This is a genomic window from Halobacteriovorax sp. (assembly GCF_041587335.1).
Taxonomy (GTDB): domain Bacteria; phylum Bdellovibrionota; class Bacteriovoracia; order Bacteriovoracales; family Bacteriovoracaceae; genus Halobacteriovorax.
The window spans coordinates 1-3,810 of the sequence record NZ_JBFGYP010000197.1 but is presented as its reverse complement, the minus strand read 5'-3'; the positions used below and the strand labels follow the sequence as shown (position 1 = coordinate 3,810).

Below are 3,810 nucleotides of genomic sequence, written 5' to 3'. Positions count from 1 at the left end.
TTTTAAAGTCTCAGCAATGAACCCATTTGGGTTTAGTAGAATTAATAAGTAAAACCCCAAAACTGTTGGTGGAAGAATAAGAGGTAAAGCAAGTAAGGCCTCTACAATAATGCGAAGTTGTTTGCGTAAACCTACTACCCACCAAGCAAGAGGAGTTGATATAAGAAGTAATATAAAAGTAGTAACAGAAGCTACTTTTAACGTTAGTATAATAGAGTCACTATTTAACACTAGAGCTCTCCTTCATCTTATATCCAAACTTTTTTATAATGCTAGACACCTCATCTGACTTTAAATAGTTGAAGAAGGTTTTCATACTATTTAGATTCTTTGTTCTCTTTAAAATAACGGCACTTTGCTCTATAGGAGTATAGAGCTTCTTACTAATAATTTGATACCGTTCCTTATTGATCTTCCCTGCAACAGCTAAAGAATGTGCAACAAGCCCAAAAGGTATATTTCCAGACTCTACAAATTGAAAAGCTTGTCCAACATTTGATCCATAAACTAATCGCTCATCTATTTTTGAAGTCTTTTTTAATTTCCCAAGAGCTTCTTTAGCTGCTTGTCCATATGGAGCTAGTTTAGGATTAGCAATAGCAATTTTACCAGAAGTAGTTCTTAGAGTATCACTCCAAAGCTTCTCCTTTGGACAAGAGTTACAAATAAAAGCTAATGTGCCCATCGCGTATATAAACGGAGAATTCTCAAGACCTAGTTCATTATCTAAGATTAGATCTATCGTTTTCGTATCAGCAGAAAAGAAAGCATCAAAGGGAGCACCATTTAATATTTGAGCGTAAAGACTTCCAGTAGATCCATAGCTGACTTGTATTTTTATTTTATACTTATCTTCAAATGAATTTACGATTGAATTCATAGCATGATTAAAGTTTGTGGCCACTGCAATAGTCGGACTATCAGCAGAGACCTTTAAACTAAATAGTAATATGAGGACTAGAGAGAGTAACTTCACTAAGCATCTATGTCATACTCATCATGACCTGGAATTTCTTCAGGAAGTGGATCAATAAATCCAATACCTAAGTGAACTAATCTAGTTCCAGCATTACAATTTGGTCTTGTATTCTTTCCAATAACAATTCCAGATTTGTCTGCAAAAATCTCTTCTTTAACTTGTCCAAAAACATCATAAACAATAGCAATCAACTGACCTTCTTTTACAGAGTCTGTTAAGCCCGGAAGTACGTCAACAACTCCACCCTTTGTAGAATTAATCCAATATGAAACATCACAGATTACTGCATCTGTAACGAGGTCTTCAACTTCTCCATCAATCATCTTAAGAAACTTCATTGTATTTAAAATACCTTCGAGAGTTTCATCAATTAATGTATGCTGAAAAGCATTTGGATTACCAATTTCTATTGTAATGGCAGGGATACCGTTTTTATTTGCCCAGCTTCTAAGAGTTCCTTCTTCATCATATTTTTTTACAATAATTTGAGGATTCTGAAGATAAGCTAATCTTTGACACTCTTCATCTTCAATATCCGCTCTAATATAAAGACTATTCACACGTCCATGACTAGCTGTATGAAGATCTAATAAGTAATTAAACTTAGACACAATTTTACTTATAAAGTGATGGGCATATATCTTACTAGGAGTCCCTACAGGTTCTCCAGGCATGATTCTATTTAAATCTACGTTATCAGAAAATTGTCTTTGATTTAACAAGTATCCAGGAGTATTGCATATTGGAACAAGAACAAGAGTACCACTTAACTTCTTAGGATCTATACTTTCTATAAGCTTAAAAATTGTAGAGATTCCGTTTAGTTCATCTCCATGAAGAGCTGCGGTAACGCCGAGAGTTTTACCTTCCTTCATTCCTCTAATGATTACTACTGGAACTTTCCAAGGAACTCCTAAAGAGTTATCTGCAACATCAATTTGAAGTCTGTGGATTTCACCTCTTTCTAATGAAGAAATGTTTAAGTCATCTTTTGTTTTTACTGTTAAAATCTTTTCCATTTTTCCCTCTAAATCATAATCTCATTCATAAGTGACTTGTCATTATCAAGAGACGTAAATAGTTTCTTTCTAAAATTGCCTTTCTTATTAGTAAGATTAAGAGACATTTTATCTATGGCCATTATTGTTAATACTGTTTGTATGTAAGCTTCAATTAAATCATCTGTACCAATACCAAGGGTATTGAAATCCTTTCTATCCATTAGAAGAAGTCTTGAAGTATCAGATGACCACTTGTTATCTGATAGTTTTTCAGAGAGATTCGTTCCAAGAACTTCCCAACTCTCACCTTCAATTGTTGATTCCAATGGACTTTTAGCTCTTCTTGCATAAATTGCACATGGGAAAAATCCGTTAGGAGTTGAATAAACAAGAACTCGAAGATCTGCAATAAAAGTCTTTCCTTTCTTATTAGGAATAGTACCAATATGAAAGTATTTTCCAGACTGAGTCGTTGAACTCCAGTTGTAATGACCAATTAGACTTTGAACAATGAATTGATCGTAATCATGTTCAAGTTTCATAAATTCATTCAACTCATGCTCAGATGTAATAGTGTATACTCCCTGACCGGCATTGGAGTAAGGATTCTTAACAACTGCCTTTCCTCCAAACTTCTTTACCCACAGAGGAATTTCTAACTTTGAAACATCTTTGATTGTTTCAGGCATTAGTATTTTTAATCCTGACTCAGCGATCTCTGAATTAAATAACTCATAGGCCTTATTTGCCAGCAGCTTATTTCTTCCACCAGAAAGACATACAAGTGTTGGGTTATAGATTAGTGTTTTTGTTTCTATAGGAATTCTATTCCAAGGTTTTTGAGTTACATATCTAAATGCAGCTCTTATTGGAGTTTTTTCACCATTGTGCTCTACAAACATTACACCATCATTAAAACTGATAAGAGAATCACTTCCATTGTAATGAGAAACAAGTAAGACCTCCTCTCCAGTAATATCAGCAATAGTAGCAGCATACCCCGAAGTTTCCATATGGTTCTTATCGTAAATAACTGCTAGCTTTCCAGCTGGGAGTCTCTTCTTTTTTAAGAGAGGCACAAATGAGTTTTCAATAAGGGATTTATAGCCTCTGTACTCATCAGATTCAGATGCTGCAGGCATAGACTTTTGCCCCGAAGGACACGAGTTTGTTTCAAGAACAACCATCTTTCTATTTCCATTCTCAGTAGCGACATAAAATAAGTCAGCTCCTCCCCAATGAAAATTTGTAGATTGATATTTTAAAACTTCGCCTAAGGCCTCTGGGCAAACCTGAGGGTTCAAATGAACATATCTATTAATTATACGGCTATGGTTTAGCGTGAAAAAATGACCTACCATTGAATGTAGATGAGAATTTAATGCTTTAGGATAAAAATGTTTCTCAACCTCAAACCCGTCAGGTTTAAATATTTCAACTTCATTTTTCATCTACCACTCCAAACTACTTGAGCTTATTCTTTAACAATTGATATCCGTAACCAGTGTAGTTCTTCTTAATTATTCCCCACACAGAGGTTTGTAATTCAGAAATCTCACCGAGTACAACTAAATCTTTATTCGAACAAAATTTATTTTTTGCAGCTTCCGGCACGATTGTAAATGCCAATCCTTGCGCTGTTACCATCTCTATTAAATCTCTATCATCACCTTCACCTATTACCTTAGGTGTAATGGAATTTTTTGAAAAGAATAGCTCTATTTCGTATTTTAAGTAAGAGTTTTTTGTATAATTAAAAAATGGGAGTTTAGTCAAAGATTCAGGGAATCCTCTTTTATATTTTTGATACTTCTTGTGGGCTATTACATA

At 34.3% G+C, this 3,810-nt stretch carries 4 protein-coding genes and 1 pseudogene; all 5 read right to left on the bottom strand.

All coding sequences use genetic code 11. From position 1 onward, the window contains the following. Positions 1-231 (bottom strand): annotated as a pseudogene (locus tag ABX784_RS16050) (molybdate ABC transporter permease subunit); the annotation flags it as partial. After that, positions 221-976, bottom strand: a complete 756-nt coding sequence (gene modA, locus ABX784_RS16045; RefSeq protein ID WP_372656077.1) for a molybdate ABC transporter substrate-binding protein — start codon at positions 974-976, stop codon at positions 221-223. The gene modA and the pseudogene ABX784_RS16050, both read right to left, overlap by 11 nt. After that, positions 976-1,998 carry a succinylglutamate desuccinylase/aspartoacylase family protein gene (locus ABX784_RS16040; RefSeq protein ID WP_372656076.1) on the bottom strand — a complete coding sequence of 341 codons (1,023 nt, stop codon included), beginning with the start codon at positions 1,996-1,998 and terminating at the stop codon, positions 976-978. The genes modA and ABX784_RS16040 overlap by 1 nt, the downstream gene beginning before the upstream one ends. 8 nt (positions 1,999-2,006) lie before the next feature. After that, entirely contained in the window at positions 2,007-3,431 is a 1,425-nt protein-coding gene (locus tag ABX784_RS16035) for a hypothetical protein (RefSeq protein ID WP_372656075.1), read from the bottom strand. Positions 3,432-3,444: 13 nt separating this feature from the next. After that, positions 3,445-3,810: hypothetical protein (locus ABX784_RS16030; protein ID WP_372656074.1), on the bottom strand; the 366-nt coding region annotated here is incomplete at its 5' end.

Excerpts from the sequence above, each read along its gene's own strand:
- ABX784_RS16035 (WP_372656075.1), bottom strand. The coding sequence starts at position 3,431 with ATGAAAAATGAAGTTGAAATATTTAAACCTGACGGGTTTGAGGTTGAG.
- ABX784_RS16040 (WP_372656076.1), bottom strand. The coding sequence starts at position 1,998 with ATGGAAAAGATTTTAACAGTAAAAACAAAAGATGACTTAAACATTTCT.